The 27,000-nt window shown below is 72.0% G+C and carries 20 protein-coding genes; 13 read left to right on the top strand and 7 right to left on the bottom strand.

Features of this window, described 5'->3' with window-relative positions:
• Positions 1 to 27: 27 nt before the first annotated feature.
• The 12 genes from ACFUNE_RS20365 (at position 28) to ACFUNE_RS20310 (ending at position 17,071) form a co-directional block, all read left to right on the top strand.
• Positions 28 to 2,967, top strand: coding sequence for a glycoside hydrolase family 3 C-terminal domain-containing protein (locus ACFUNE_RS20365; protein ID WP_383569583.1), 2,940 nt, complete (start codon positions 28 to 30; stop codon positions 2,965 to 2,967).
• A complete protein-coding gene (gene yicI, locus ACFUNE_RS20360; RefSeq protein ID WP_383569580.1) occupies positions 2,964 to 5,231 on the top strand; it encodes an alpha-xylosidase in 2,268 nt (755 codons plus the stop codon). The genes ACFUNE_RS20365 and yicI overlap by 4 nt, the downstream gene beginning before the upstream one ends.
• Positions 5,232 to 5,421: 190 nt before the next feature.
• The gene (locus ACFUNE_RS20355) at positions 5,422 to 5,868 is read left to right on the top strand and encodes a sel1 repeat family protein (RefSeq protein WP_383569577.1); all 447 of its coding nucleotides are present in this window, start codon (positions 5,422 to 5,424) and stop codon (positions 5,866 to 5,868) included.
• 353 nt (positions 5,869 to 6,221) lie between these two features.
• Positions 6,222 to 7,769: an aldehyde dehydrogenase family protein gene (locus tag ACFUNE_RS20350; protein WP_383569574.1), complete on the top strand. Its 1,548-nt coding sequence runs from the start codon at positions 6,222 to 6,224 to the stop codon at positions 7,767 to 7,769.
• Between the two features lie 76 nt (positions 7,770 to 7,845).
• The gene (locus tag ACFUNE_RS20345) at positions 7,846 to 9,417 is read left to right on the top strand and encodes a GMC family oxidoreductase (RefSeq protein WP_383569571.1); all 1,572 of its coding nucleotides are present in this window, start codon (positions 7,846 to 7,848) and stop codon (positions 9,415 to 9,417) included.
• Entirely contained in the window at positions 9,414 to 10,511 is a 1,098-nt protein-coding gene (locus ACFUNE_RS20340; RefSeq protein WP_383569568.1) for a glycine betaine/L-proline ABC transporter ATP-binding protein, read from the top strand. The genes ACFUNE_RS20345 and ACFUNE_RS20340 overlap by 4 nt, the downstream gene beginning before the upstream one ends.
• Positions 10,511 to 12,493: an ABC transporter permease gene (locus ACFUNE_RS20335; RefSeq protein ID WP_383569566.1), complete on the top strand. Its 1,983-nt coding sequence runs from the start codon at positions 10,511 to 10,513 to the stop codon at positions 12,491 to 12,493. Before ACFUNE_RS20340 ends, ACFUNE_RS20335 begins: the two co-directional genes overlap by 1 nt.
• 1 nt (position 12,494) lies before the next feature.
• Positions 12,495 to 13,484 carry an ABC transporter substrate-binding protein gene (locus tag ACFUNE_RS20330; protein WP_383569563.1) on the top strand — a complete coding sequence of 330 codons (990 nt, stop codon included), beginning with the start codon at positions 12,495 to 12,497 and terminating at the stop codon, positions 13,482 to 13,484.
• 140 nt (positions 13,485 to 13,624) lie between these two features.
• Positions 13,625 to 14,194, top strand: coding sequence for a helix-turn-helix transcriptional regulator (locus ACFUNE_RS20325; RefSeq protein WP_383569560.1), 570 nt, complete (start codon positions 13,625 to 13,627; stop codon positions 14,192 to 14,194).
• Complete coding sequence (locus tag ACFUNE_RS20320) at positions 14,191 to 14,931, top strand: ABC transporter ATP-binding protein (RefSeq protein ID WP_383569557.1); 741 nt, start codon at positions 14,191 to 14,193, stop codon at positions 14,929 to 14,931. The genes ACFUNE_RS20325 and ACFUNE_RS20320 overlap by 4 nt, the downstream gene beginning before the upstream one ends.
• Positions 14,921 to 16,255 carry an ABC transporter permease gene (locus ACFUNE_RS20315; RefSeq protein ID WP_383569554.1) on the top strand — a complete coding sequence of 445 codons (1,335 nt, stop codon included), beginning with the start codon at positions 14,921 to 14,923 and terminating at the stop codon, positions 16,253 to 16,255. The genes ACFUNE_RS20320 and ACFUNE_RS20315 overlap by 11 nt, the downstream gene beginning before the upstream one ends.
• Before the next feature lie 210 nt (positions 16,256 to 16,465).
• On the top strand, positions 16,466 to 17,071 hold the full coding sequence (locus tag ACFUNE_RS20310) for a maleylpyruvate isomerase family mycothiol-dependent enzyme (protein ID WP_383570300.1): 606 nt from the start codon (positions 16,466 to 16,468) through the stop codon (positions 17,069 to 17,071).
• A gap of 73 nt (positions 17,072 to 17,144) precedes the next feature.
• Here the strand turns inward: ACFUNE_RS20310 and ACFUNE_RS20305 are convergent, their stop codons facing one another.
• The 7 genes from ACFUNE_RS20305 to xylB form a co-directional block, all read right to left on the bottom strand.
• Positions 17,145 to 18,335 (bottom strand): low temperature requirement protein A, encoded by a 1,191-nt coding sequence (locus ACFUNE_RS20305; protein ID WP_383569551.1) that lies wholly within the window; start codon positions 18,333 to 18,335, stop codon positions 17,145 to 17,147.
• Positions 18,336 to 18,512: 177 nt separating this feature from the next.
• Positions 18,513 to 18,947: a VOC family protein gene (locus ACFUNE_RS20300; protein ID WP_383569549.1), complete on the bottom strand. Its 435-nt coding sequence runs from the start codon at positions 18,945 to 18,947 to the stop codon at positions 18,513 to 18,515.
• 82 nt (positions 18,948 to 19,029) lie between these two features.
• Positions 19,030 to 20,922, bottom strand: coding sequence for an ABC transporter ATP-binding protein (locus ACFUNE_RS20295; protein ID WP_383569546.1), 1,893 nt, complete (start codon positions 20,920 to 20,922; stop codon positions 19,030 to 19,032).
• A gap of 94 nt (positions 20,923 to 21,016) precedes the next feature.
• The gene (locus tag ACFUNE_RS20290) at positions 21,017 to 22,384 is read right to left on the bottom strand and encodes a cytochrome P450 (protein WP_383569543.1); all 1,368 of its coding nucleotides are present in this window, start codon (positions 22,382 to 22,384) and stop codon (positions 21,017 to 21,019) included.
• Between the two features lie 155 nt (positions 22,385 to 22,539).
• On the bottom strand, positions 22,540 to 23,367 hold the full coding sequence (locus ACFUNE_RS20285; RefSeq protein ID WP_383569540.1) for a hypothetical protein: 828 nt from the start codon (positions 23,365 to 23,367) through the stop codon (positions 22,540 to 22,542).
• A complete protein-coding gene (locus ACFUNE_RS20280) occupies positions 23,367 to 24,653 on the bottom strand; it encodes a VWA domain-containing protein (RefSeq protein ID WP_383569537.1) in 1,287 nt (428 codons plus the stop codon). Before ACFUNE_RS20280 ends, ACFUNE_RS20285 begins: the two co-directional genes overlap by 1 nt.
• 71 nt (positions 24,654 to 24,724) lie before the next feature.
• Positions 24,725 to 26,206 (bottom strand): xylulokinase, encoded by a 1,482-nt coding sequence (gene xylB / locus ACFUNE_RS20275; RefSeq protein ID WP_383569534.1) that lies wholly within the window; start codon positions 26,204 to 26,206, stop codon positions 24,725 to 24,727.
• A gap of 222 nt (positions 26,207 to 26,428) precedes the next feature.
• Here xylB and ACFUNE_RS20270 point away from each other — a divergent pair.
• Positions 26,429 to 27,000, top strand: a 572-nt coding sequence (locus tag ACFUNE_RS20270) for a TIM barrel protein (protein ID WP_383569531.1), incomplete at its 3' end; no start/stop codon positions are given.

Below are 27,000 nucleotides of genomic sequence, written 5' to 3'. Positions count from 1 at the left end.
CTCCCACCTCTCCAAGGGGACCCGCACGTGACGGACCATCCGCTTCCCTTCCGCGACCCGCAGCTGTCCTTCTCCCGGCGCACCGACGACCTGCTCGGACGGCTCACGCCCGACGAGCGGATCGCGATGCTGCATCAGTTCGCCCCCGCGGTGGAGCGGCTGGGCCTCGGCCCGTTCCGTACCGGTCAGGAGGCCCTCCACGGGGTCGCCTGGATGGGACCTGCCACCGTCTTCCCGCAGGCCGTCGGTCTCGGCGCCACCTGGAACGACGACCTGGTCCGCCGGATCGGCGAGGCCGTCGGCACCGAGGTGCGGGCCAAGCGCGCCCAGGACGACCGCGTCGGGCTCAACGTGTGGGCCCCGACGGTGAATCTGCTGCGCCACCCCCTGTGGGGCCGCGGTGAGGAGGGGTATTCCGAGGACCCGGCGCTGACCTCCGCCATCGCCGTGGCCTACACCCGGGGGCTGCGCGGGGACGACCCCCGCTACTGGCGTACCGCCCCCGTGCTCAAGCACTGGCTGGCGCACAACAACGAGACCGACCGGGACACCGCGTCCTCCTCGGTCCGGCCGCGCGTCCTCCACGAGTACGACCTGCGGGCCTTCCGCGACGCCGTGCGTGCCGGGGCGGTGGCCGGGGTCATGCCCGCCTACAACCTCGTCAACGGCCGCCCCAATCACGTGTCCCCGCTCCTGGGGCAGCACCTGCGGAGCTGGACCGACCAGTCGCTCGTCGTCTGCTCGGACGCGGGCGCGCCCTCCAACCTGGTCGACTCCGAGCACTACTTCGACACCCACGAGGAGGCCACCGCCGCCTCGCTGAAGGCGGGCGTCGACAGCTTCACCGACCACGGCACGGACTCCGCCGTCATGACCGGCCGCATCCGCGACGCGCTCGCGAAGGGCCTCATCGACCAGGGTGACGTCGACACGGCGGTCCGCCGGCTGCTCGCCATGCGCTTCGCGCTCGGCGAGTTCGACCCGGAGCTCGACCCGTACGCAGGGGTGGACGCCCTGGACACCGAGGAGCACCGCGCACTCGCTTTGGAGGCCGCCGAGCAGGCCGTCGTCCTGCTGAAGAACGACGGCCTGCTGCCGCTGGAGCCGAAGCGGGGCCGCACCGTCGCCGTGGTCGGGCTTCTCGGCGACACCTGCAAACTCGACTGGTACAGCGGCACGCTCATGCACCGCTCGACGCCGCTCGACGGCATTCGTGAGCGCTACGGAGCCGACAACGTCCTGTACGCGGAGGGTGTGGACCGGGTCCGGCTGAAGAGCTCCGACGGATGGCTCCGGGTGCCCGAGGCCGATGGGGCGGCGGACGGCGAGGCCCGTGGCGCCGAGGGCGCCCTCGACCCGGCACTCCTCGCCGGCCGCACGGACCTGCCCCCGCTGACCTGTGGCGAGGAGCCCACCGAACTGGCCCTCGTCGACTGGGGCGACGGCGTTCTCACCCTGAGGACCGATGAAGGGCTGTACCTCTCCGTCGCGGACGACGGATACGTCAGGGCGTCCGCTGACGAGCCGGGCGGCTGGGTCGTCCAGGAGACGTTCCGCCTGGAAGCGGTGGAGGGACACGACGGCGGGCACCGCCTTCTGCACATCGGGACCGGTGGGTACGTGTCTGTCGCCGCCGACGGCGCGAAGGTTGCCGAATCCGGCGAGAAGATCTCCCGGGACGACGCCACGGTCTTCGAGCCGGAGACCGTCGAGTACGGCGCCGACGCCGTGGCCCGGGTCGCCGCGGCCGCCGACACCGTGATCGTCGTCGCGGGCAACGACCCCCACATCAACGGCCGTGAGACCGAGGACCGAACCACTCTGGCCCTCCCTGCCCAGCAGGACCGTCTCTGGCGCGCCGCGCACGCCGCCAACCCGCGTACGGTCCTCGTCCTGTCCTCCGCCTACCCGTACGCCGTCGTCGACGCGGCGGAAGGACTGCCGGCCCTGCTCTGGACGGCGCACGGGGGCCAGGCCGCCGGAACCGCGCTCGCGCGCGTACTCGCCGGTGACGTGTCCCCGGCCGGCCGGCTCCCGCAGACCTGGTACGCGGACGACGCCGACCTTCCCGGCCTCTTCGACTACGACGTCATCGGATCCCGGCAGACGTACCTCTACTTCGACGGCACCCCGCTCTTCCCGTTCGGACACGGGCTCGCCTACGCCGACTTCACCTACTCCGGACTGCGGACGGAGCTGGACGGCGAGCTGCTGCGGGTTTCGCTGACCGTCACCAACGACGGGACGACCGCCGCCGACGAGGTGGCCCAGGTGTATGTCCGCCGGGCCGGGCCCGTAGGGGCGGACCGGCCGTCCCCCGAGGGCCTGGGGCGGCTCCTGGGAGGCCTCGACGAACCCGTGGACCTGCCACGGCGCAAGTTGGTCGGCCACCGCAGGGTGCGCCTCGCGCCCGGCGCGGCGCAACGGCTCGACTTCACCGTGTCCAGGGAGGAGCTGGGTCACTGGAGCGTTGCGCACGGCCGGTGGACCGTCGAGCCGGGCGCGTACGAGATCCTCGCCGGCTCGTCCAGCGCGGACATCCGGCTCACCGCCGTGGAGGTCGTCGACGTGGAGGCGCAGGGCCCGAGGCCGGTGGTGGCACGAGGTCTGGAAGCCGTCGACTTCGACCGGCAGAAGGACACGGTGATCCTCGACCGCACGAAGACGGACGGTGACGTCGTCGCCCCCGCCTCCGCCGGGGAGGAGGGCCATCTCACCTACCGGGCATGCGACTTCGGCGCGGGTGTTGAGGGGCTGGAGTTCCTCGTCTCGGGAGAGGGTTCCATCGCCGTGACTGTGGGCGGACACAGCCTGAGCACCCTCTTCTCCGGCGGCCGGGGGCCGTACGACTACCGCACCGTCGGGACCGCGCTCGACCTCAGCGGGGTGCACGACCTGAGCATCAGCCTCTCCGGTTCCGTGCGCCTCGCCCGTATCGACGTCGTCCCCGGCAAGGAGTCCGCATGAAGTTCACCGACGGCTTCTGGCTCATGCGTGAAGGCGTGCGCGCCTCCTACGCGACCGAGGTCCGTGACCTGCGTGTCGAGGCCGACCGGTTCACCGCGTACGCCGCGGTCAAGCGTGTGGCCGCGCGGGGCGACACGCTCAACACCCCGCTCATCACGGTCGAGTGCTTCTCGCCCGCCGAGGGCGTCATCGGCGTGCGCACCACCCATCACGCGGGGAAGGCCCGGCGCGGACCGGACTTCACGATCCTGCCCGGCGACCCGGCGGCGCCCGCGGCCCGTACCCGCCGGGACGGCGCGGTCACGGAACTCACCAGCGGCCCTCTGACATTGCGCATGGACGGCGACGGGCCGTGGGGGATCACCTTCCTCGACGCCGAGGGCCGGCGCCTCACCGGGGTGGATCCGAAGGGGACGGCGTTCGCGGACACACCCGACGGAACCCACCACATGATCGCCCAACTCGCCCTGGAGGTTGGCGAGAACATCTACGGCTTGGGTGAGCGCTTCACCCCGTACGTGAAGAACGGCCAGACCGTCGACATCTGGCAGGCCGACGGCGGCACCAGCAGCGAGCTGGCCTACAAGAACATCCCCTTCTACCTCTCCTCGCGCGGGTACGGCGTCTTCGTCAACCACCCCGGCAAGGTCTCCTTCGAGGTCGGCACGGAGTCCGTCGGCCAGGTGCAGTTCAGCGTCGAGGACCAGACCCTGGAGTACTACGTCGTCGCAGGCCCGACACCGAAGGACGTCCTGTCCCGCTACACGGCTCTCACCGGCCGTCCCGCGCTGCCGCCGGCCTGGTCCTTCGGCCTCTGGCTGACCACCTCGTTCTGCACGTCGTACGACGAGGCCACCGTCACCTCCTTCGTCGACGGCATGGCCGAGCGGGGCATCCCGCTCAGCGTCTTCCACTTCGACTGCTTCTGGATGCGCGAGTACCAGTGGTCGGACTTCCTCTGGGACCCCGAGGTCTTCCCCGACCCGGAGGGCATGCTCGCCCGCCTCAAGGAGCGCGGACTGCGCATCAGCATGTGGATCAACCCCTACATCGCCCAGAAGTCGTCCCTGTTCGCCGAGGGCGCCGAACACGGCTACCTGGTGCGCCGGGCCAATGGCGACATCTGGCAGTGGGACCTGTGGCAGCCGGGGATGGCACTGGTCGACTTCACCAACCCGGCCGCCCGCGCCTGGTACAACGACAAGCTGCGCGTCCTGCTCGACCAGGGGGTCGACTGCTTCAAGACCGACTTCGGCGAGCGCATCCCCACGGACGTGGTCTGGCACGACGGATCCGACCCGGAGCGGATGCACAACTACTACGCGCAGATCTACAACCGCACGGTCTTCGAGCTCCTGGAGAAGGAGCGCGGCACCGGGGAAGCGGTCCTCTTCGCCCGGTCCGCGACAGCCGGCGGCCAGCAGTTCCCGGTGCACTGGGGCGGCGACTGCTTCGCCTCGTTCACCGCCATGGCCGAGTCGCTGCGCGGCGGGCTGTCCCTGAGCCTGTCCGGCTTCGGATTCTGGAGCCACGACATCGGCGGCTTCGAGGGCACCCCCGACCCGGCGGTCTTCAAGCGCTGGCTCGCCTTCGGACTGCTCTCCTCGCACAGCCGGCTCCACGGCAACGTCTCCTACCGGGTCCCGTGGGAGTTCGGCGAGGAAGCAGTCGACGTGGCACGGAAGTTCACCCTGCTCAAGCACCGGCTCATGCCCTACCTCTACGGGGTGGCGGCCGAGGCGCACCGCACGGGTGTCCCGATGATGCGGCCGATGCTGGCGGAGTTCCCCGGCGACCCCGCCTCGCGGACCCTGGACCGGCAGTACATGCTCGGCCCGGACCTGCTGGTCGCCCCGGTCTTCACCGAGGGCGGCGAGGTCGAGTACTACGTCCCCGAGGGGACCTGGACGTCGCTGCTCACCGGCGGGAGCGTCACCGGCCCCGCCTGGCTCCACGAGACGCACGGCTTCGACAGCCTGCCCCTGCTGGTCAGGGACGGTGCCGTACTCCCGTGGGGCGCCGACGACCAGCGCCCGGACGGCGACTGGCTGGAAGGCCTCACCCTGCGGGTGTTCGGATCGGGCGACGGAGAGCGGACCGTCACCGTGCCGGACCTGGCCGGGGACCCGGCGGCGGTGTTCCGCGTCGTACGGGACGGAGCCGGCGTGCACGTCACGGGGGAGGGGACCGACCGTGCCTACCGGGTGAGCGTCGAGGCATCCGGCGCGGTGGGGCAGGGATCCGGGACGGTCACCGTCGCCTGAGCTCCCCACACCGGCCGGCAGCCCGCCGTACGCCCCGCCCGGGGTGCGCGGCGGGCTGCTCGTTCCCCGGGGCCGGTCCGCCGTCGCCCCCGGGCATGTCCGTCCTGCCTCGCATGTGCTCACATGTGCGATTTCCCCACGGTGAGGGGGAGCGGCCTCCTACTCTGCCTGTACACGGAGGGGGATCGCCATGGCCGGCTTCCTGCTGCTCGTCGCCGCGGTACTGAGCATCGTCGGGGTGGTGTCCGGGCGTGAAGTGTTCACCGAGGTGAGCTGGATCGTCTGGGCGCTCGGCATTCTCCTGCTCCTCAAGTGGTTCGTGCAGCACAGGAAGTACGGAACACCCGAACGCCTGATGGCCTCGGTGGCGGCGGGCGACCCGCGCGCCCTGCGGAGCCTGGCGATGATCGCCAAGATCGGGAACGACTACGACGAGGCTGAGCGCCTGCTACGTATCGGTGTCGACGGCGGTGACGTCGAGTCCATGTGGGAGATGGGGCGTCTGGTCGAGCACCGCGACGGCCTGGAGGCCTCGGAGCCGTGGTTCCGGATGGCTGCCGAGCGCGGACACTTCGTCGCCAAGCGGTTCTTCCGGCCCGGAAGCGCCCTCAACAGGGACGGCGGCAACCCGCTGTAGGGGAGCCGTCACTCCTTCCCTGCCGTTGCTGCCGCGTGCCGCGGTGGACCCCGTGCGTACGCCGGGCGGTGGCCGTGCCGCGGCGCTCACCACCCGTGCCGTGCCGCTCACCGCCGCTCACCCCCCGTGCCGCGCCGCTCACCGCCGCTCACCACCCGTGCCGCGCCGCTCACCGCCGTGCCGGCCGCGCAGTGAGACATATCACTGACCGTGAACTGTTCGGCATACATTCCGCCCGCTCGGAGAGGTGTCCAGGCTGCCGGTGCGCCGAACCCGTGGCCCACCGGTCCGGAACAGCGCTCCATGCCCCCGACCGGCGCGGAGCAGCCCAGGCACGGAAGGCAGACCTCTACATGTCGGCTACCCCCACGTCGGCTCCTCACGCCGAGACACCCGCCCCGGTGGCGCTCGAAACCGTCCACATCGACGGGAAGTGGCTCCCCGCGGCCTCCGGAGCCACGCGGGAGATCCTCGACCCCGCCGACGCCACCGTCCTGGCGCTCGTCTCCGAGGGCGGCACCGAGGACACCGACGCTGCCGTGGCGGCCGCTCGCCGGGCCTTCGACGACGGCCCCTGGCCCCACAAGCCCGTCGGGGAGCGCGCCGAGCTGCTGCGCCGGGTCGCCGGGCTCCTCCAGCGGGACCGCGAGGAGATCGCGATCACCGAGAGCCGTGACACGGGCAAGACCCTGGAAGAGGGCCGCGTCGACGTCGACGACGTCACCAACGCCTTCCGCTACTTCGCCGACCTCGTCATGAACGAGAGCGGCGGCCGGGTCGTCGACGCGGGTGACCCCGACGTCCACAGCGTCGTCGTGCACGAGCCGGTCGGCGTCTGCGCCCTGATCGCCCCGTGGAACTACCCGCTGCTCCAGGCCAGCTGGAAGATCGCCCCGGCCCTCGCCGCGGGCAACACCTTCGTGCTCAAGCCGAGCGAGGTCACCCCGCTCTCCACCGTCCACCTCTTCCGGCTGCTCGCCGAGGCCGGGCTCCCCGACGGCGCGGCCAACCTCGTCACGGGCGCGGGCGACCCCGTCGGAGCCCGGCTCTCCGAACACCCGGACGTCGACCTGGTCTCCTTCACCGGCGGCCTCGCCAGCGGCACGAAGGTCGCCCAGGCCGCCGCCCCCACCGTCAAGAAGGTCGCCCTGGAGCTCGGCGGCAAGAACCCCAACGTCGTGTTCGCCGACGCGTGCGCCACCGACGACAGCTTCGACACCGCCGTCGACCAGGCCCTGAACGCCGCGTTCTTCCACAGCGGCCAGGTCTGCTCCGCCGGTGCCCGGCTCATCGTCGAGGAGTCCGTCAGCGAGCGCTTCGTCGCCGAACTCGCCCGCCGCGCCGACGCGATCCGGCTCGGCCGGGGCACCGTCGACGGTGTCGAATGCGGCCCGCTCGTCTCCGCGCAGCAGCTCGCCAAGGTCGAGGCGTACGTGGCGTCCGCCCGCGAGGAGGGCGCGGTCGTCCGCTCCGGCGGCGCGCGCCCCGAGCCTTCCGACGTCCGGCCCGCGAGCGGCTACTTCTACCGGCCGACCGTCCTGGACGGCTGCCACCGGGAGATGAAGGTGGTCCGCGAGGAGACCTTCGGCCCGATCCTCACCGTCGAGACCTTCCGTACGGAGGAAGAGGCCGTCACCCTGGCCAACGACACGGACTACGGGCTCGCCGGAGCCGTCTGGACCTCCGACGCGGGCCGCGCCCGGCGCGTCGCCGGCCGGCTGCGGCACGGCACCGTCTGGATCAACGACTACCACCCCTACCTCCCGCAGGCCGAGTGGGGTGGCTTCGGCAAGTCCGGCACGGGCCGCGAACTCGGCCCGACCGGGCTCGCCGAGTACCGCGAGTCCAAGCACATCTACCAGAACCTCAACCCGCGCCCCCAGCGCTGGTTCGCCGGCTGAGCACAACCGACCTCCCCCTCCCGGCTGTTCGCAGCACCACGCACACGTCAGAACCTTGCAGAAGGAGCAGTGACCGATGCCCCCGTCCCCCAGCACCGCACGCCCCGAACCGGTTGACTACGTGATCGTCGGAGGCGGCACCGCCGGCTCGGTCATCGCCTCCCGCCTCACCGAGGACCCCGGCGTCACCGTCACCGTCATCGAGGGCGGGCCCACGGACATCGACCGCGATGACGTCCTCACCCTCCGCCGCTGGCTCGGCCTCCTCGGCGGCGAACTGGACTACGACTACCCCACCACCGAGCAGCCCCGCGGCAACTCCCACATCCGGCACAGCCGTGCCCGCGTCCTCGGCGGCTGCTCCTCGCACAACACGCTGATCAGCTTCAAGCCGCTGCCCGGCGACTGGGACGAATGGGCCGAGGCCGGGGCCGACGGCTGGGACTCCGCCGCGATGGACCCCTACTTCGCCCGGCTGCGCAACAACATCGTGCCGGTCGACGAGAAGGACCGGAACGCCATCGCCCGTGACTTCGTCGACGCCGCCCAGGCGGCCGCCGACGTCCCCCGCGTGGACAGCTTCAACAAGAAGCCGTTCCACGAGGGCGCCGGCTTCTTCGACCTCGCGTACCACCCGGAGAACAACAAGCGCTCCTCCGCGTCCGTCGCCTACCTCCACCCGCACATCGAGGCGGGCGACCGTCCCAACCTCTCGATCCTGCTGGAGACATGGGCGTACCGCCTGGAGTTCGACGGCAACCGTGCCACCGGAGTACACGTCCGCACGAAGGACGGCGGGGAGGCCTTCCTGCGCGCCGCCCGTGAGGTCATCGTCTGCGCGGGCGCGGTGGACACCCCGCGGCTGCTGATGCACTCCGGCGTGGGACCGGCGAAGGACCTCACCGCGCTCGGCATCCCGGTCGTCCACGACGCCCCGGGCATCGGCGAGAACCTGCTCGACCATCCCGAGTCGGTCATCGTCTGGGAGACCGACGGGCCGATCCCGGAGAACTCCGCGATGGACTCCGACGCGGGCCTCTTCGTGCGCAGGGACCCCGGATCCCGGGGCCCGGACCTGATGTTCCACTTCTACCAGATCCCCTTCACCGACAACCCGGAGCGCCTCGGCTACGAGAAGCCCGAGCACGGCGTGTCGATGACCCCGAACATCCCCAAGCCGCGCAGCCGCGGCCGGCTGTACCTCACCAGCGCCGACCCCGAGGTCAAACCTGCCCTGGACTTCCGCTACTTCACGGACGAGGACGACTACGACGGCCGCACCCTCGTCGACGGCATCAAGCTGGCCCGCGAGATAGCGAGGACCGAGCCGCTGGCCCACTGGCTCAAGCGCGAGGTGTGCCCCGGACCCGAGGTCACGTCCGACGAGGACATCAGCGAGTACGCCCGCAAGGTCGCCCACACCGTCTACCACCCCGCGGGCACCTGCCGGATGGGAGCCGAGGGCGACCCGGCGGCCGTCGTGGACCCGCAGCTGCGGATCCAGGGCCTGGAGGGCATCCGCATCGCCGACGCCTCCGTCTTCCCGACCATGCCCGCGGTGAACCCCATGATCGGCGTCCTGATGGTGGGCGAGAAGTGCGCCGAACTGCTCCGAGCGACCCCGACCACCGGAGGCGATGTCCGATGAGTGAAGCCGGTACCCCTGTTTTCAGCGTCCGGAACCTGTGGAAGGTCTTCGGGCCCAAGGCCGACCGCATCCCCGGCAGCGAGTTCGCCGGCCTGCCTCCGGCGGAGCTGCGCGAGCGCACCGGCTGCACCGCCGCCGTGCGGGACGTCTCCTTCGACGTGGAGAAGGGGGAGGTCTTCGTCGTCATGGGCCTGTCCGGCTCCGGCAAGTCCACCCTGGTCCGCTGTCTGACCCGGCTCATCGAGCCCACCAGCGGCACGCTCGCCATCGACGGCGAGGACGTCCTGGCCATGGACACCACCCGCCTGCGCGAACTGCGCCGCCACCGTGCCGCGATGGTCTTCCAGCACTTCGGGCTGCTCCCGCACCGCACCGTCCTCGACAACGTCGCCTACGGCCTGGAGATCCAGGGCCTCGGCAAGGCCGAACGGCGTGCGAAGGCGGCCGAACTGGTGGAGAAGGTCGGCCTCGCGGGCCTGGAGGACCGCCGCCCCGCCCAGCTCTCCGGCGGTCAGCAGCAGCGGGTAGGGCTGGCGCGCGCGCTCGCCGTCGACCCGTCCGTCCTCCTCTTCGACGAGCCGTTCAGCGCACTCGACCCGCTGATCCGGCGCGAGATGCAGGACGAAGTGGTCCGGCTGCACCGCGAGGAGGGCCGCACCATGGTCTTCATCACCCACGACCTCAGCGAGGCGCTCCGCCTGGGCACCCGCATCGCGCTGATGCGCGACGGCGGCATCGTCCAGCTGGGCACCCCCGAGGAGATCGTCGGTTCGCCCGCCGACGACTACGTACGCGAGTTCGTCCAGGACGTTCCGCGCGAGCAGGTCCTCACCGTGGCGACCGCCATGCGTCCCCCGGCCCCCGGCGAGAGCACCGGCGGGCCGGCCGTCCGGCCCGGGGCCACCGTCTCCGAGGCCATCGAGGCCGTCGCCCGCTCCGGCGACCCGGTGGCACGGGTGATGGAGGACGGCAGGCTGCTCGGAGTCGTCGACCACGCCTGCCTGCTCGACGTGGTCGCCGGTTCGGGACCCCGTGACGCGGAGCCCCGTGATCCGGGGACCGGTGCCTCGGCCGCCCGTGAGGTGACCGCCTGATGGCCACCGCCCAAGCCGCCACCCGTACGTCCTCCGGCCCCCCGGGGAAGTCCCCGCTCACCGCCTTGCGGGAGCGACCCGTCCTCGCCAAGATCGTGGCGTTGCTGGTGATCGCCGCCGTCGCCGCGCCCCTCGCGCACGCCCGCTGGGGCGGCGGGGTCTGGCCCGGTGCCCTGACCGTCGACCTGAGCGGGCCGCTCGGCGACGTCAACGACTGGATCATCGGCAACCGCGACAGCCACCCGCTGTTCCTCTACTTCTTCGGCCACATCAGCAACGCCGTCGTCCTGTCGGTGCGCGGCGTCTACCTGGCGCTGCTGGCCCTCGGCTGGGCCGGTGCCACCGCCGTCGCCGCACTCGTCGCCTGGCGCTCGGCCGGATGGCGCCTCGCGCTGACCGCCGGACTGTCCTTCCTCGCCTGCGGGCTGCTCGGCATGTGGGTGCCGACCATGCAGACCCTCGCCCTGATGATCGTCGCGGTCCTGGCCTCCGTGGTGCTGGGCCTGCTCCTCGGGCTGGCCGCCGGACTCTCGGACCGCACCTTCCGCGTCCTGCGCCCCGTCCTGGACACCATGCAGGTGCTTCCCGCCTTCGCCTACCTGCTGCCCGTCGTGCTGGTCTTCGGCATCGGCGTGCCCGGCGCGGTCCTCGCCACCGTCGTCTACGCGGCCCCGCCGATGGCCCGGCTCACCGCACTCGGACTGCGCGGCGCCGACGCGGGCGTCATGGAGGCCGTCGCCTCGCTCGGCGCCACCGGCAGGCAGCGCCTGCTGAGCGCCCGGCTCCCGCTGGCCCGCAAGGAACTGCTCCTCGGTCTCAACCAGACCATCATGATGGCGCTGTCGATGGCCGTCATCGCCTCCGTCATCGGTGCGGGCGGCCTCGGTGACCGCGTCTACCAGGCGCTCTCCTCCGTCGACGTCGGCGCCGCGCTCGCGGCGGGCATCCCCATCGTGCTGCTGGCCGTCGTACTGGACCGTACGACCGAGGCGGCCGGCCGGAAGATCGGCACGGAACCCACCGGTCCCGCAGCCCTGCGCGGCGCACGCGGATGGGGCCTCGCCGCCCTGGCCGCCGCCGCGGTCGCCGTCGTGGGCCGCTTCACCGGCGGCCGCATCTGGCCCGAGGGCGGGATCGTGGCCATCGCGGGCCCGGTCAACACGGCCAAGGACTGGATGGTCGACCACCTCTACACCGGCATCCCCGTCATCGGCGGGACCGCCGACTGGGCCGCCCACTTCACCAGCTGGATCCTCAACCCGCTCCGCAGCGGACTGCAGGGCCTGCCCTGGTGGTCCGTGCTGCTGATCGTCGCCGCCCTCGCCTGGACCATCGGCACCTGGCGCACCGCGCTCACCGCCGTGCTGGCCATGGCCGCCATCGGGGTGCTCGGTGTCTGGGACCTGTCGATGGACACACTCAGCCAGGTGATCGCCGCCGTCGCCGTCACCCTGGTCCTCGGCTTCGGCATCGCCGTCGGCGCGGCCCGCAGCCGCCGTCTCGAAGGGATGCTGCGCCCCGTCCTGGACGTCTTCCAGACGATGCCGCAGTTCGTCTACCTCATCCCCGTCGTCGCCCTCTTCGGCGTCGGCCGTGCCCCGGCCGCCGCGGCGGCCGTCGTCTACGCCCTTCCGGCCGTCGTCCGCATCACGACCCAGGGGCTGCGGGGCGTCGACCCCGCCGCGATGGAGTGCGCCCGCTCCCTCGGCGCCACCAGCGGCCAGCAACTGCGCCAGGTCCAGATCCCGCTGGCCAGGCCCGCACTGCTGCTCGCCGTCAACCAGGGCGTCGTCCTGGTCCTCGCGGTGGTCATCATCGGCGGCCTCGTCGGTTCCGGCGCACTCGGCTACGAGGTCGTGTTCGGCCTGGCCCAGGGAGACCTGGCCACCGGTCTCGTCGCGGGCGCCGCCATCGTCTGCCTGGGACTGATGCTGGACCGTGTCACCCAGCCCACCGCCCGCCGCCAGCGGAAGGAGAGCTGACATGGCTCGCACCCGTACCCGTACCCGTACCCGTCTCCGTACGTCGGCGATCGTGGCCTCGGCCGGCGCCCTGCTGGCCGTCACCGGCTGCGGCGCGGCCGACATGACCAAGCAGGCTTCCCCGTTCGCGGCACCGGCGGACATCAAGACCGTCACCCTGTCCGTCCAGTCCTGGGTGGGCGCACAGGCCAACGTGGCCGTCGCCCAGAAGATCCTGGAGGACAAGCTCGGCTACCGCGTCGACCTCGTGCAGACCGACGAGGTACCCGCCTGGGACGCCCTCAGCCAGGGCCGGGTGGACGCCATGCTGGAGGACTGGGGCCACCCCGACCAGGAGAAGCTGTACGTCAAGGACAAGAAGACCATCGTGTCCGGCGGTGACCTCGGCGTCACCGGCCACATCGGCTGGTACGTCCCCAAGTACTGGGCGGACGAGCACCCGGACGTCACGGACTGGAGGAACCTCGACAAGTACGCCGACGAACTGCGCACCGCGGAGAGCGGCGACAAGGGCCAGCTGATGGACGGTTCGCCGTCCTACGTCACCAACGACGAGGCGCTGGTGAAGAACCTGGGCCTGGACTACAAGGTCGTCTTCGCCGGTTCGGAGGCAGCCCAGATCACCCAGATGCAGCAGTTCGCCAAGGAGAAGAAGCCCTTCCTCAGCTACTGGTACCAGCCCCAGTGGCTCTTCAACGAGGTGCCGATGGTCGAGGTGAAGCTCCCCGAGTACTCCGACACCTGCGCTGCACAGGCCCCGGCGGACATCGACTGCGCGTACCCGACGACGCCGCTCCAGAAGTACCTCAACGCGGACTTCTCGAAGCGGGGCGGAGAAGCCGCCGCCTTCCTGAAGAAGTTCCGGTGGTCGGAGAAGGACCAGAACGAGGTGTCCGAGATGATCGCCTCCGAGCGTCTGTCGCCCGACGACGCCGCCGGACGCTGGATCGAGAAGCACCCGGAGACCTGGAAGAAGTGGCTGGACGAGTGACCTGAGCCTCCAGGCCCATCCGACCGTCAGCCGCCGCGGCACGTGCCGCGGCGGCTGACGCCGTTCCCGGCTGTTTCCGGCCACGAGCGGCCGGAACTCACTATTCACTCAGTACATGTACCGAGGATATAGTCGGCGGCATGAGCACCCGCCATGTCCTCCTGGGTCTGCTCGCAGCGGGTCCCTGCCACGGCTACGACCTGAAGCGGCAGTACGACGCACGCTTCCCGCAGGCCCGCCCGCTCGCCTACGGGCAGGTCTACACGACTCTTCAGCGCCTGGTGCGTGACGGTCTGGCCGCCGTCGAGGGCACCGACTCCGACGGCGGCCCGGAGCGCACCCTCTACCGGTCGACGGACGAGGGATCCCGCGAACTGGACCGCTGGGCCGAGGAGATCACTGCGCCCGCCCCCTTCGTGACCAACGAGATCTTCTCCAAGGTCGTCGTCTCGATCCTCGTCGCGGCAGCCGGCACGCGGGCGGGCCGGGACGGACCGCCGCCGGACGCGGCCGCGCACCTGCGGGCCCAGCGCGCCGCCCACATGGAGCGGATGCGTGAGCTCACCGCGCTGAAGACCGCGCCGGGCGTCGATCTCAGCACGGTGCTCTCGGCCGACTACGCCCTTGCCCATCTCGACGCCGACGTGCGGTGGATGACCACCACCACCGCGCGCATCGACACCCTGACCGCGGAGGTCAACGCTTCATGAGCACACGGGACGAACAACCCTCCTCGGGGAGAGGCACGCTGATCTCGGCGCGAGGTCTGAGGAAGTCGTACGGCAGGACCGAGGCGCTGCGCGGCGCCTCCCTCGACCTTCACGAGGGCGAGATCCTCGCCGTCACCGGCGCGAGCGGCAGCGGGAAGTCCACCCTGCTGCACTGCCTGTCGGGGATCGTACGTCCCGACGAGGGCACCGTCATGTACGCGGGCGAGGAGCTCGGCGGGCTGCCCGAGGACCGGCTCAGCCGGCTGCGACGAGACGACTTCGGGGTGGTGTTCCAGTTCGGGCAGCTGATCCCCGAGCTCACCGCGCTCGACAACGTGGCGCTGCCCCTGCTGCTCGCCGGGATACGGCGCGACCAGGCGGGCCGGCGGGCGGGGGAATGGCTGGAGCGCTTCGGCGTACGCGGCCAGGCAGACCTGCGGCCCGGCGAGATGAGCGGTGGCCAGAGCCAACGGGTCGCGCTGGCACGGGCCTTGGTCACCGAGCCCAAGGCGGTCTTCGCGGACGAGCCGACCGGGGCCCTCGACGCGCTCGCCGGGGAGCAGGTGATGACCGCCCTGGTGCACACCGCGAGGGAGACGGCCGCGGCGGTGCTCCTGATCACCCATGACGCGCAGGTCGCCGCGTACGCGGACCGCGAGGTGGCGCTCCGGGACGGGGTCGTCGACCCCGGCTCGGCCGAGGCCGTCGGTCAGGAGGCGGCTCGTCGTGGGAACTGACATCCGCATAGCCTGGATCCTCGCGCGCGGCTCGGAGCGCCGCGAGTGGTGGAGGTTCTCGCTCACCCTTCTCGGCGCCCTGCTCGCCACCGGCTTCGCCCTCGCTGCGGTGACGATCGCCGCCGTGCCCGGGCAGGTGTCGATCCCCCACGCGGACGGCCTGCTGAACCAGCCGGGTGAGCGCGCGGGGGTCGTGCTCACGCTCGTGCTGCTGTTGATCCCCGTGCTGGGGTTCCTCGGGCAGTGCGCCCGCATCGGCGCCGTGCACCGCCATCGCAGGATGGCCGGCATGCGGCTCGCCGGGGCGCCGCCCGCCCAGGTGCGGAGAATCGCCGTCGTGGAGTCCGGGTTCGCCTGCCTGGCGGGCTCGACGGGCGGTTTCACCGCGTTCGCCGTGCTCCTCGCCGTCGTGGGGTACCTTCCGGGCCCCGGTGCCTGGGCGGGCTTCGCAGCGGTTGTCCTCGGCGTTCCGGTGGCAGCCGGGCTGGTGAGTGTCTTCGCCCTGCGCAACGTGCTTGCCGCACCCCTCGACCACGTGCGCAGGACGGGACCGGACTCGCAACGCCGGGCGGCGCTCGCCTTCGCACTCGCGGCCGTGCTGATCGCCACGTCGGCCCTGCTTCTCCTGTTCCCGGGCCGCAGGGGCGCGGCGACGTTCGTGCTGCTGATCCTGGCCCTGGTGCTCCTCACCGGGGCGGGTGCGATCTGGTCGGCCAAGGCGTCGGCCGCGTTCATGGGCCGCAGGCTCAGCCTCCGCGCGGAGCGGCCGGCGGTGCTCATCGCCGCGAGCCGCCTCGCGCAGGAACCCTGGGCGGCCGCGCGGAGCCACGCCGCACTGCTGCTGGCCACGGTCGTCGGGGTGGGCTTCATGGGCGTGCGCGGGGTGATGCTCGAGGGCTTGCGGGGACCCGGCCACCCGCCGGAGAACATGGCCTTCTACACCACCGGCATCGCTCTCGCCGGATCCGCGGTGCTGATCGCCCTGGCCATCAGCCTCTGCGGCCTCGCGGTGGGGGCCGCGGAGTCGCTGGCCACCCGCCGCAGGGGACTCGCGGCCCAGGCGGCGGCCGGGGTGCCGTTCCGGGTACTCGCCGCGGCCACGCTCCTGGAGACCGCGCTCCCCCTTGCGCCCGCGCTCCTGCTGGCAACCATCGGAGGCACCGTCGTGCACCTGGCGTACGGCTCCCTGATGGGCGCCGGGGCAGTCATCGTCCTGCCGCTGCTCGTTCCCGTGGCGGTCTACGCCGCCTGCCTGCTGGCCGCCGCGACGTCCCTGCCCCTCCTGCGGCGCGTGGCCCACCCGTCGGAGCTGCGCTTCACCTAGCTGGGGCCTCTCGTCCGGATCGGGCCGGGCTCCGGCCCGATCCGACGAAGGACACCAGCCTCTGGAGCGACCCGCCCCGCCGCGATGCCCGTGCCCACCACGCGCATCGCGGCGGCGAGCCGGGCCCGATGAGTTTCCTGGGCGATGCGAGTCTGCCCTGGCAGATGGCGCGGTCGGCCCGAGGAGGAAGTCGTGGAAGATGTCTGGCTGATGGTTCACGCGGAGCGTGCGGCGATCATCAATGATCTGGAGCGGCTCGACGACGAGCAGTGGGAGGAGCCCTCGCTCTGCGCGGAGTGGACCGTGCACGATGTCGCCGCCCACCTGGCCGACACGGCCCGGACGACGCGCCTGGGTTTTCTGGCCGGCCTCGCCCGGGCGGGATTCGACTTCGACCGTCAGAACGCCCGTGGCGTCGAACGCGCACGTGGTGCCACACCGCAGGAGACGCTGGAGGGGCTGCGCCAGGTTGCCTCGCGCAGGTCGACCCCGCCGGCGCCCCTCGACAGCCGGCTCGTGGAGGAGATCGTGCACGGTGAGGACATTCGCCGTCCGCTGGGACTCGCCCACACCTACCCGAAGGAGGCCGTCGTCCGATCGCTCCGCCTGCAGGCTCGCACGTCGGCCTCCTTCGGCGGTGCCAGGGAGCTCGCGGCACGGGCCCGCCTGACGGCCACGGACGCCGATGTGTCCATCGGTGACGGCCCGGAGGTGAGAGGGCCCGCGCTCTCGCTGCTCCTTGCCGTATCCCGTCGGCGGGTGGCCCTCGACGACCTCGAAGGGCCGGGCCTCACCGCGCTGTCCGCGGAGATCTGACCGCACCCCAACCGCGAACGGTCCGACGCGTGGGCGCGACCCCCGCCGTCGCGGCCGGTCGTGCGCGAGCGCCTCAGCCTTCCGGGAGGTCCGCCCCGCCACTCGCACGCGCCGACACGACGAGCGTCGCCGCGACCAGGGCGGCGGCGAGGATGCCGGTGACGAGGACCGGGCTCGGGGCGAACGTGGCTGCCAGGACGGCGAGGACGGCGACGGGGTGGATGAGGTCGTTCCGGCTGCGGAGTTCCGCCGCCCGGTGGTGGAGCAGCCACACCAGGGTGATGAAGACGGCCACCGGGACGGTGAACGTCGCCGCGGCGGCACGGTCGGAGAGGTGGCCGTGACCGGTGGTGTGGGCGACACCCACCGCAAGTCCGGCACCGACCGCCGCGGCCGAGGCGAAGACGGCGTAGTGGCCGTAGCCCCAGAGGATCGCCGCCCTGAATCCGGTGAGCCGCTGGGGGGCGTTCTGCGCGAAGTAGAGCCACCACAGGGCGAACACGGTCAGCACGCCGCCGATGACCAGCGTCGCGATGTCACCCAGGGCCGTCTCGCCGTCGAGTGCGGTGCGGACGGCCGCGGTGGCCGCGGTGATGGTCTCACCGAGGACGATGAGGGTGAACAACCCGTACCGCTCGGCGATGTGGTGAGGATGCCACGTGGTGTTCGCCGGGCTCTCGGCCCAGACCGGGACGGCGATCTCGGCCAGGACCAGCACCGCGAACAGCGGCAGGCCCCAGTCCTCGGGCAGTGCCAGCCTCGCCACCCAGCCGACCTGCACGATCAGGATGCCGACCGCGTAGCGCACACAGGATTGCCGGCGTTCCGGGTCGGAGCGCGCGGCCCGCAGCCACTGCGTGGCCATCGCGAGCCGCATGACGACGTATCCCCAGGTGATGACGGTGAAGTCGTCGTGGGAGAGGGCGTCGGCCGCGCCGGCGGCCAGGATCAGGGCGCCTGTGATCTGGACCAGGGTCAGCAGCCGGTACGGGACGTCGTCGGTGTCGTAGGCGGAGGCGAACCAGGTGAAGTTCATCCAGGCCCACCAGATCGCGAAGAACACCATCGCGTAGCCCAGGACCCCGTCCCCGATGTGCCCTTCGGCGAGTTCGTGCTCGAAGGCGCCCGACGCCTGGGCGACGGCGGTGACGAAGCACAGGTCGAAGAAGAGCTCCAGCGCGGTCGCCGTGCGGTTCTCCTCGCCTGCGAGGCGCGCGACCATCGGCCGGTGCCATGCCCCGAGGGTGGATGGTGACTGACTCATGCGTACCCGGTTTCAACGTTCGGTGGGCTGGTGCGGCCCGGCCGCCGAGGCGGCCGGGCCTGCCGACGCCGACCGCGCAGGCCGTCGGCCGGGTCGGCCGGCTCGACGGACACCGGTCACGTTACGAGCGCCGCCGGACGTCGTGCAACGCCGACAGGCCCCGGCCCGGGAGATCGCTCAGTCGAGACAGAACTCGTTGCCCTCGACGTCCTGCATGTTGAGGCACGACTCGTTGTCCTCGTCGGCGAGCAGCAGCTGTCCGCGTACCGCGCCGAGCGGGAGCAGCCGTGCGCACTCGGCCTCCAGTGCGGCGAGGCGCTCCTCGCCCACGAGGCCGGTGCCGACCCGCACGTCGAGATGGACCCGGTTCTTGGCGGTCTTCCCCTCGGGGACGCGCTGGAAGTACAACCGCGGGCCCACGCCCGAGGGGTCCTTGCAGACGGCCCACGAGCCCCTGTCCCCGGGCGGCTGCGAGCTGTCGAAATCGTCCCAGGTGCCGAAGCCCTCGGGCGGCGGCTGAAGGACGTACCCCAGCGCCTCGCACCAGAAACGGGCGACGCGCCGGGGTTCCGCGCAGTCGAAGGTGACCTGAACCTGTCTGATCGATGCCATCGGCCCATCGTAGAGGCGGGGGCCTCGTCCCTTCTCCGGGCCACCGCCTCTTCCCCGGACCCCCGCCCGTGCGGGGAGGCGGTCAACCGACGGGCCGGGCCGTCACTTCCGCCGCCGGGCGGTCGAACTGCGTCCGGTGCAGCTCCTCGTACCGTCCTCCGACTGCCAGCAGCTCCTCGTGCGTGCCCCGTTCGACGACGCGGCCGTCCTCGACGACCAGGATCAGGTCGGCCGAGCGCACGGTCGACAGCCGGTGGGCGATCACCACGGCCGTGCGGCCTTCCAGGGCCTCGGCCAGCGCCTCCTGGACGGCGGCCTCCGAGGTGGAGTCCAGGTGTGCGGTCGCCTCGTCGAGGATCACCACCCGCTGACGCGCCAGCAGCAGCCGCGCGATGGTGAGCCGCTGGCGTTCGCCGCCGGAGAGCCGGTAGCCGCGCTCGCCGACCACCGTGTCCAGTCCGTCGGGCAACGATGCCACCAGGCCGTCCAGGCGGGAACGGCGCAGCGCGTCCCAGATCTCCTCCTCGGTGGCCTCCGGCCGGGCGAGCAGCAGATTGGCGCGGACCGACTCGTGGAAGAGGTGCCCGTCCTGGGTGACCATGCCGAGCGTCTCCCGGATCGAGTCGGCCGTGAGGTCACGTACATCGACGCCGTTCAGCCGTACGGCGCCGGCGTCGGTGTCGTACAGGCGGGGGAGCAGCTGCGCGATGGTCGACTTGCCGGCTCCCGACGATCCCACGAGTGCGACCATCCGGCCCGGCTCCGCCGTGAAGGAGACCTCGTGCAGCACCTGCGCGCCGCCGCCCGAGTCGAGGGTGGCGACCTCTTCGAGGGAGGCGAGGGAGACCTTGTCGGCGGAGGGGTAGCCGAAGGAGACCCCGTCGAACTCCACTGAGACCGGCCCGTCCGGCACCCGGCGGGCGTCGGGCTTCTCCGCGATCAAGGGCTTCAGGTCGAGGATCTCGAAGACCCGCTCGAAGCTGACCAGGGCGCTCATCACCTCGACGCGTGCTCCGGCCAGGGCGGTCAGCGGCGCGTAGAGCCGGGTGAGGAGCAGGGCCAGGGCGACGACGGCCCCGGGCTCCAGGCTGCCGCGCAGCGCGTAGTGGCCGCCGAGCCCGTAGACGAGGGCGAGCGCGAGCGCCGACACGAGGGTGAGTGCCGTGATGAAGGTGGACTGCAGCATCGCCGTGCGGATGCCGATGTCACGCACCCGGCCCGCACGGGCCGCGAATTCGGCCGACTCGTCGGCGGGGCGCCCGAAGAGCTTGATGAGTGTCGCGCCCGGCGCCGAGAAGCGCTCGGTCATCTGTGTCCCCATGGTGGCGTTGTGGCCCGCGGCCTCCCGCTGGAGGTCCGCCATCCGCGCGCCCATCCGGCGGGCGGGGACGACGAACACGGGCAGCAGCACCAGGGCGAGCAGCGTGATCTGCCACGAGATCGTGAGCATCACGGCCAGGGTCAGCAGCAGGGTGACGAGATTGGAGACGACGCCGGAGAGCGTGTTGCTGAACGCCCGCTGCGCGCCGATCACGTCGTTGTTGAGCCTGCTGACCAGTGCACCGGTCCTGGTGCGGGTGAAGAAGGCGACCGGCATCCGCTGGACGTGGTCGAAGACGGCCGTCCGCAGATCGAGGATCAGTCCCTCTCCGAGGGTGGCCGAAAGCCATCGCACGAGGAGGCCGAGCCCCGCCTCGGCGACGGCGATCAGGGCGATGAGCAAGGCGAACCGGGTGATCGTCCCGGTGTCCCGGCCCTGCACGATGGCGTCGATGACCCACCCCGCCAGCACCGGTGTGGCCACCGCCAGCAGGGCGGTGACCACGCTGAGGAGCAGGAAGCGGACGATCCTGCTCCGGTGCGGCCGGGCGAACGCCGCGATGCGGCGCAGTGTGGCCCTGGAGAAGGGTCTGCGGTCCGTCTGCGCGTTCGCCGCGCTGTGCAGCGACTGCCAGGCGGTGACTTCCATGTCCATGTGGTCCTCCGGGTTCGGCGTTGTGCGGGGAACGCTAGGACCTCAAGTAACGTTGAGGTCAAGCGTTCCCGGCCGGCTTCACCCGTCGGCGCGTTCAGCGCGCCCGTACGGTCGCCATGATCTGGCGGTCCGGCTGAAGGGTCAGCGTCGGTACGGGGTTGACGGTGCCCGGGTCCACCGCCAGCTCGAAACGGCGCGCCAGGACGGCGAGGATCAGCACTGCCTCGACCATCGCGAAGCGCGTCCCCAGGCAGACCCGGGGACCCCCGCCGAACGGATACCAGGCGTACTCCGGGATCTCGTCCCCGTCCTCGGCGTCCCAGCGCTCGGGCCGGAACGCCTCGGGCTCCGGGAACCACCGCCCGTCCCGGTGCGTGGCCCACTGGCTGCTCCACACCCGCGTGCCCTCCGGCATCGGTACGCCGCCGATCCGGGCCCCCTCCTTGGCGATCCCCGTGACCAGCCAGATCGTCGGGTACAGCCGCAGCGTCTCCTTCACCACCGCCTGGGCGTAGGGCAGTTGGGCGTAGTCGTCGATCCCCGGCTCCCGGTCGCCCAGCACCCGGTCCAGCTCCTCGGTGAGCGCGGCCAGCGCCCGCGGTGTACGGGAGAGGAGGTACCAGGCCCACACCAGCGTGGAGGCGGTCGTCTCGTGACCGCCGATGTAGAGCGTGACGGTCTCGTCCCGGATCTCCTGGTCGGTGAGGTGCGTCCCGGTCTCGTCCACCGCTGTGAGCAGCCGGCTCAGCAGGTCGGGGCGCTCCCCGTCCCCGTCGCGGTGGCGTGCCACCACGCGCCCGACCTCGGCGTCGATCACCGCGGCGGCCTTCTTGATCCTGGCCCGCCCGGGAGTCGGCACCCAGTCGGGCAGGACGGCGCCCAGCCCGCTGAACTCCTTGCCGATCTCCTGCTGGGCGATGTCCATGGCCCGGCCCATCGACTCCGCGTCGGCCGGGGTGTCCACCCCGAAGATGGTGCGGACCGCGATCTTCTGCGTCAGGGCCGCCATCTCCCGCTTGATGTCGACGCGTTCACCGCCCGACCAGCTGTCGGCCAGGTCCACCGCGCACGCCGTCATCGTGGAGGCGTACGACTTCACCTGCTTGGGCCGCACCGAGGGCTGGACCAGGGACCGCTTGCGGCGCCAGTCGGCGCCGCGGGCGACGACGACGCCGTTGCCCATGACCGTACGGAAGGCGATGCCGAGCAGTGGCTGGTCGAAGGTGCGCTCCGTCTCGGTGAGCAGCTCGCCGATGCACTCCGGATCGGCGATGAAGACGCAGTCGTTGCGGCCGAAGCGCCAGCGGACCATGTCCCCGTAGCCGCGCAGACGCTCGAAGAACGCGAGGGGGTCCTTTCCGAACTGCGGCAGGCTCCCCAGGAGCGGCAGGCCCCTGGGCCCCTGGACGAGCCGGTGGCCGCGCGGCTCGGCGTCGAGGGCCGCACCGGTTTCCGTGGACATGGGGACTCCCGTCATCTGCCGTGCGCAGTAAGTGAGTTGCAGAGCCTAGTGCCAGTCGGCCACGAGTTCGAAGCGGACCTCTCCGGTTCAGGCCGCGGCAATGACCGAGGGCCGCAGGCGGTTGCCTGCGGCCCTCGGACCGGCGTGCTGCGGGGTCAGACGCCCTGCGGGACCCGTGACGGGCGGCCGCCGCCGCGCGTCAGGGAGTAGCCGAACACCCCGGCCAGCGCCGCGAGTGCGGCCCCGCCGGCGGTCCACAGCCAGCGGCTGGTCCACCACCCCGAGGACCAGCCGTCCTCCGGCTCGCTGCCGGACGGGGCGACGCCCTGGGCCGAGGCGGCGGACACACCCGGCACCAGGGGTTCGGCGAGTGAGCCGTCCACGTCGTGGGCGCCGCCCTGGTCGGCCGAGGTGACCTCCGTCTCGACGTGGACCGGAAGGCCCAGGTCCTCCTCGGCCAGGCCGACCACCGTCAGGCGTACGTAGTAGGTGCCGGGCAGCGGATCGGACGCCCACGGTTCGGACCAGGCGCGCACGGTGCGCAGCACGCAGGACAGCTCGACGGTGCCCGCGTCGGGTGCGGCCTTCCGGGTCTGGTGGCCGTACATGCAGGCCTGCCGGCGGCGGAGTCCGTCGTACACGTCGACCTGCCAGGTCGAAGCGCCGTGGCGGGTGGCGCTCTCGGGCAGGCTCACCTTCGCGCGGACGGTGGGGCGTTGCCCCGCGTCGCCGGGGAAGGCCCAGTACAGGTAGTCACCCGTGGACGCGTCCGCGGTGGCCGTCTGCCCCTGCTCGACCGGTGTGGCGGTGCGGAACGTGGTGCCCGCCTCCGTCGGTCCCGCCGCGTCGCCGTCCGACGGGCTCGCGCTCGCGGAGGGGTCGTCGTCGGCGAAGGCGGCCCCCGCCGGGGTGAGCAGGGCGACGGCGGCCAGCAGTGCCCCCACGCATGCGCGTCGCACGGTGTTCCTGCGAGTGGTACGCATCAGTTGGTCCTCCATACGGCGACGCGCCAGCGCGAGATCCAGCCGAACAGCAGACCGGCGATCAGCCCGGCCAGCACCATGACGCCCAGCAGCCACCAGCCGCGGCCCAGGCCGAACGCGGCGGTGTCGGCGGCCTCGTCGGGCGACTTCACGAGGTCGACGGTCAGCTCGACGGGCATGCCGGGAGTGGTCTTCACCGACGCGGGCGCCGAGAAGGAGTTGCTGAGTTCGAGGCAGACGCTCTCGGCGGCGGGCTTCACGTCGCCGTCGGAGATGTCGGCGTCGTCCTGCTCGGGCCTGGGGTAACGCAACCCGGCGGAGACGGCGTCCGTGCGCCCGGTGCCGGACTCCGATCCCCGGACGATCTCACGGCCGTGCGTGGTCACGGCACGCAGCAGGATCCCGTAGTCGTTGTTCACCGCGCGGTCCGCGCCCACACTCACCGAGGCGCGCAGTTCCTGGCCGGGCAGGACGTCCACCCGGTACCAGCGGTGCTTGCCGATCTCCTGCCGGTCCGTGTAGAGCCCGGCCTCCAGTGCCGGTGCGGCGGAGCAGTTGGCCGCCCCCTCGGTCGCCACCGGAGTGACGACGGGCTCGGCGGCCCGGTCCACCAACTGGGTGACACGGCCGGAGAGTTCGTCGGTGTGCTGGACCGCGGTGTAGGTGCCTCCGGTGGCCTCGGCGATGCAGGTGAGCTGCTGCCGGATCTTCGCGTTCGGCACCAGGCCCAGCGTGTCGATGACCAGGTGGATCCCCCGGGCGGCGATGTCGCGCGCGACCTCGCAGGGGTCCAGCGGGCCGCAGGTGTCCTCGCCGTCGGTGATCAGGACGATCCGCCGGGTGGCGTCGCCGCCCTCGAGGTCGTCGGCGGCACCGAGCAGGGCCGGGCCGATCGGGGTCCAGCCGGTCGGTGCCAGTGTGCCGACGGCGGTCTTGGCCTCGGTGCGGTCGAGCGGGCCGACCGGGTAGAGCTGCTTGGTGTCCTTGCAGCCGACCTTCCGGTCGTCGCCCGGATAGTCGGCGCCGAGCGTACGGATGCCGAGCTCCACCTCCTCGGGCACCGCGTCCAGGACGTCGTTGAACGCCTGCTTGGCGGCGGATATCCGGGACTCGCCGTCGATGTCGCGGGTGCGCATGGAGCCGCTGACGTCAAGGACCAGTTCGACCTTGGGGGATGCGGCGGTGGGGGGTTCGTCGGCAGCGGCCGGAAGGGCGGTGCCGAGCCCGGCGGCCAGGGTGGCGAGAAGGACGCACACCCCGGCCGTCAGCCGTTTTCTTATGATCATCGCCGGATCCTATTGAAGATCCGCGGCCATCCCCAAAACGGGTGCGCCGGAAGCGATTTCGGGGCTCTGCCTCATCCGCCGAGCAGTGGCTCCGCCGCCCTGTCCAGCACCGAACCGACGCGCTCCCAGGTCTCGGTGTCCCGCTCCACCGGGGCGAGTTCGGCGTCGTCCGACTTCCCGTTCCACCGCGTCGCGATGGCGACAGGGTCCCCGCCGCCCGCCGCGGATGCGGCCAGCGCGGCCGCGCCGAGCGCGACCAGTTCGCCGCTGCCCGGCACGATCAGGGGCCGGCCGGAGAGGCGGCGCACGGTCTCCACCCAGGTCCGGCCCTGGGCGCCGCCGCCGATCAGCCGCAGCGGCCGGCCGGCGACCTCGGGGTCGGCCGGGTCCAGGCCGCACGCGCGCAGCAGCTCGTCGAGCGCCCGCAGCACGGTGAAGGCCGCCCCCTCGTACGCCGCGCCCAGCAGCTGCTGCGGCGTGGTGTCGTGCCGGAGCCCGGTCAGGAGGCCGGACGAGGTGGGCAGGTCCGGGGTGCGCTCGCCGTCCAGGTACGGGAGGAGTACGGCCTCGCCGCCGGGCGTCGCGTCGTCGCGGTGCAGGCCGAGCAGCGTCGCCACCTTGTCGACGGCCAGGGTGCAGTTGAGCGTGCAGGCCAGCGGGAGGTACGTACCGTCGGCCGCGGCGAAACCGGAGAGGGCGGTGGACGCGGGGCGCGCCCGGGAGGCGGCGAAGACCGTGCCCGAGGTGCCGAGGCTCAGGACGGGGTGGTCCAGCAGTCCCGCGCCGCCCAGGCCGAGGCCCACGGCGGCGCTCATGTTGTCCCCGGTGCCCGCGGCCACGGCGATCCCGGCCGGCAGGCCCAGTGTCTCCGCCGCGGTCTCGGTCAGGGAGCCGATCCTGGCCCCGCCCGTGGCGGCGACCTCCGGCAGCATCGAGAGGTCCAGGCCGAGCCTGTCCAGGAGCTCCGGGTCGTAGGCGCCCGTGCCGGTGGAGTACCAGCAGGTGCCCGACGCGTCCCCCGGGTCGGTCGCCGCGACGCCCGAGAGCCGCTCGGTGAGGAAGTCGTGCGGCAGCCGCACGGAAGCCGTCGCCTCGGCGCTCGCCGGATCGTTCTCGCGCAGCCACCGCCACTTCGTCGCGGTCATGGACGCCACGGGCACCGTGCCGGTGCGCGCGGTCCATGCCTCGGGGCCGCCCAGCTCGGCGGCGAGCGCCGTGGCCTGCGGCGCGGAGCGCGTGTCGTTCCACAGGAGCGCGGGGCGCAGCGGCCGGCCGGACCGGTCCAGGACCACGAGCCCGTGTTGCTGTCCGGCGACGGCGATGCCGGTGACGGCGGACGCGGGGAGGCCGGACTCCTTGAGCCCGGCCGCGACGGCGTCGCACAGCGCGCGCCACCAGATCTCGGGGTCGGTCTCGCGTGCTCCGCCCTCGCCCGTGACGACGTGCGGGGCGCGGCCGACGGCGAGCAGCTCGCCGGTCTCGGCGTCGGTGACTGCAGCCTTGGTGGACTGGGTGGAGCTGTCCACGCCGATGACGACGGTACGCGGCGGCATGGGCTACCTCTTCTCGTGCGGTTTGCCGGTGGTGCGGGTTTTGGGAGTGCGACAAACAAATTACGTGATCGACGGCGCTCCGAACAGAGGCGGTTCCCGTTTCGTCGTCCAGGGGGTTACGCCGGCGCGGTGCCGTGTGCATAATTAATCATGTCAGTGAACAAATAGGCCCGGGGTGGCGACGACGGTCCCGGACCCCCGGCAGTCGAAGGCGGACAGACGATGACGGAACGCTTCACTCCCACCCCTGCGGACAGGTTCACCTTCGGTCTGTGGACGGTGGGCTGGCGTGGCAACGACCCGTTCGGTGAGCCGACGCGTCCGGCGCTGGACCCGGTCGAGTCGGTGGAGCGGCTCGCGGAGCTCGGCGCGCACGGTGTGACCTTCCACGACGACGACCTGATTCCGTTCGGGTCCTCCGAGGCGGAGCGTGCCCGGCTGGTCGGCCGGTTCAAGGACGCGCTGGAGCGGACCGGGATGAAGGTCCCGATGGCCACGACGAACCTGTTCACGCACCCGGTGTTCAAGGACGGCGGGTTCACCGCGAACGACCGTGACGTGCGCCGCTTCGCGCTGCGCAAGGTCATGCGCAACATCGATCTGGCCGCCGAGCTCGGCGCGACCACCTACGTCGCCTGGGGCGGCCGGGAGGGCGCCGAGTCCGGCGGCGCGAAGGACGTACGTATCGCCCTGGACCGGATGAAGGAAGCCTTCGACCTGCTGGGCGACTACGTCACCGAGCAGGGCTACGACCTGCGCTTCGCGATCGAGCCCAAGCCCAACGAGCCCCGCGG

The sequence above is a fragment of the Streptomyces sp. NPDC057287 genome (assembly GCF_042667905.1).
Lineage (GTDB): Bacteria > Actinomycetota > Actinomycetes > Streptomycetales > Streptomycetaceae > Streptomyces.
This window is presented reverse-complemented; position numbering and strand designations above follow the sequence as displayed.

Bases quoted from the DNA above. Each gene is read 5' to 3' on its own strand.
- ACFUNE_RS20340 (WP_383569568.1), top strand. From the start codon at position 9,414: ATGAGTGAAGCCGGTACCCCTGTTTTCAGCGTCCGGAACCTGTGGAAG.
- ACFUNE_RS20355 (WP_383569577.1), top strand. From the start codon at position 5,422: ATGGCCGGCTTCCTGCTGCTCGTCGCCGCGGTACTGAGCATCGTCGGG.
- ACFUNE_RS20310 (WP_383570300.1), top strand. From the start codon at position 16,466: ATGGTTCACGCGGAGCGTGCGGCGATCATCAATGATCTGGAGCGGCTC.
- ACFUNE_RS20285 (WP_383569540.1), bottom strand. From the start codon at position 23,367: ATGCGTACCACTCGCAGGAACACCGTGCGACGCGCATGCGTGGGGGCA.
- xylB (WP_383569534.1), bottom strand. From the start codon at position 26,206: ATGCCGCCGCGTACCGTCGTCATCGGCGTGGACAGCTCCACCCAGTCC.
- ACFUNE_RS20350 (WP_383569574.1), top strand. From the start codon at position 6,222: ATGTCGGCTACCCCCACGTCGGCTCCTCACGCCGAGACACCCGCCCCG.
- ACFUNE_RS20280 (WP_383569537.1), bottom strand. From the start codon at position 24,653: ATGATCATAAGAAAACGGCTGACGGCCGGGGTGTGCGTCCTTCTCGCC.
- ACFUNE_RS20325 (WP_383569560.1), top strand. From the start codon at position 13,625: ATGAGCACCCGCCATGTCCTCCTGGGTCTGCTCGCAGCGGGTCCCTGC.
- ACFUNE_RS20295 (WP_383569546.1), bottom strand. From the start codon at position 20,922: ATGGACATGGAAGTCACCGCCTGGCAGTCGCTGCACAGCGCGGCGAAC.
- ACFUNE_RS20330 (WP_383569563.1), top strand. From the start codon at position 12,495: ATGGCTCGCACCCGTACCCGTACCCGTACCCGTCTCCGTACGTCGGCG.
- ACFUNE_RS20335 (WP_383569566.1), top strand. From the start codon at position 10,511: ATGGCCACCGCCCAAGCCGCCACCCGTACGTCCTCCGGCCCCCCGGGG.
- ACFUNE_RS20290 (WP_383569543.1), bottom strand. From the start codon at position 22,384: ATGTCCACGGAAACCGGTGCGGCCCTCGACGCCGAGCCGCGCGGCCAC.
- ACFUNE_RS20300 (WP_383569549.1), bottom strand. From the start codon at position 18,947: ATGGCATCGATCAGACAGGTTCAGGTCACCTTCGACTGCGCGGAACCC.
- ACFUNE_RS20305 (WP_383569551.1), bottom strand. From the start codon at position 18,335: ATGAGTCAGTCACCATCCACCCTCGGGGCATGGCACCGGCCGATGGTC.
- ACFUNE_RS20320 (WP_383569557.1), top strand. From the start codon at position 14,191: ATGAGCACACGGGACGAACAACCCTCCTCGGGGAGAGGCACGCTGATC.
- ACFUNE_RS20345 (WP_383569571.1), top strand. From the start codon at position 7,846: ATGCCCCCGTCCCCCAGCACCGCACGCCCCGAACCGGTTGACTACGTG.
- yicI (WP_383569580.1), top strand. From the start codon at position 2,964: ATGAAGTTCACCGACGGCTTCTGGCTCATGCGTGAAGGCGTGCGCGCC.